A 1,132-nucleotide genomic window follows, 5' to 3' on the forward strand; every position below is an offset into this window, starting at 1 on the left:
GGCATAGGTCAGGTCCACGATCAGATTCGTGGTGATCATCAGCGCGGCCACCATCATCACGATCATCTGCAGCACCGCGAGGTCCCGGTTGGCCACGCTGTCCACGATCAGCCGGCCAAGGCCCGGCCAGCCGAAGACCGATTCCACCACCGCCGCGGCGGCCACCATCGCCCCCACCAGCAGGGGCGTGATCGTGACCAGCGGCAGCAGCGCATTGGGCACCACATGGCGCGTGAAGACCTGCCATTCCGACAGCCCCCGCGCCCGGGCCGAGGTGACGCAGGACAGCTTGAGCGCATCCGCGATGGACGACCGCACGAAGCGCGTGAAGACGCTGGCCTTGGTCATCCCCATCGTCAGCGCAGGCATCACCAGATGCGCCGTCGTGCCATAGCCGTTGCTGGGCAGCCACTGCATCCGCACCGAGAAGAACAGGATCAGCCCCAGCCCCAGCACGAAGGACGGCAGCGCAAAGCCCACGGTCGAAAAGGTCATCACCGCCCGGTCGATGCGCGACCCCGACTTGACCGCCGCCAGCACACCGACCGGGATGCCGATCAGGAACATGATCGCAGTCGAGGCCCCCACCAGCATCAGCGTGGCGGGCACGCGTTCCATCACCACCTCCTGCGCGGGGCGGTTGTTCATGGTGGAGAACCCGAAATCGCCCTGGGCGATGGCCGCCACATAGCGCAGGTATTGCTGGAACGTGGTGCCGGTATAGCCCCACAGCTCTCGGTAGGACTGGATCGCCTCGGCGGTCGTGTCATCGGGATCGAAAATCGCCAGGATCGGGTCGCCCGTCATGCGCAGGGCCACGAAAACCAGCGTCACGATGATCCACAGCGAAAAGACCGCCCGCAGCAGACGTCCGGTCAGGATCATGGCGCCCCCCCTTCGACCATGCCGCGCCGCCCGGCGCCGGGCACCGCATCGATCAGCATCTGCGTGTAGGCATCGCGCCGCCCGTCGGACAGCTGCGCTACCGGAATGTTCTCGACCACGCGACCGTGGCGCATGACCACGACCTGATCGGCGATCTCGACCACCACGCGCAGGTCGTGGGTGATCAGCAGGATCGCGATGTCCAGCCGTTCGCGTAAGCTGCCATTCCTCCTGCTGCTCCAGCAGC

1 protein-coding gene and 1 pseudogene are annotated in these 1,132 nt (G+C 66.3%); both read right to left on the reverse strand.

Features of this window, described 5'->3' with window-relative positions; all coding sequences use genetic code 11:
- Window positions 1-885: ABC transporter permease (locus tag ACLD7X_RS16970; RefSeq protein ID WP_411424865.1), on the reverse strand; the 885-nt coding region annotated here is incomplete at its 3' end.
- Window positions 882-1,132: pseudogene (locus tag ACLD7X_RS16975) on the reverse strand (hypothetical protein); the annotation flags it as partial. The gene ACLD7X_RS16970 and the pseudogene ACLD7X_RS16975, both read right to left, overlap by 4 nt.

The sequence above is a fragment of the Aphanothece microscopica RSMan92 genome (assembly GCF_046613545.2).
GTDB lineage: Bacteria > Cyanobacteriota > Cyanobacteriia > PCC-6307 > Cyanobiaceae > NIES-981.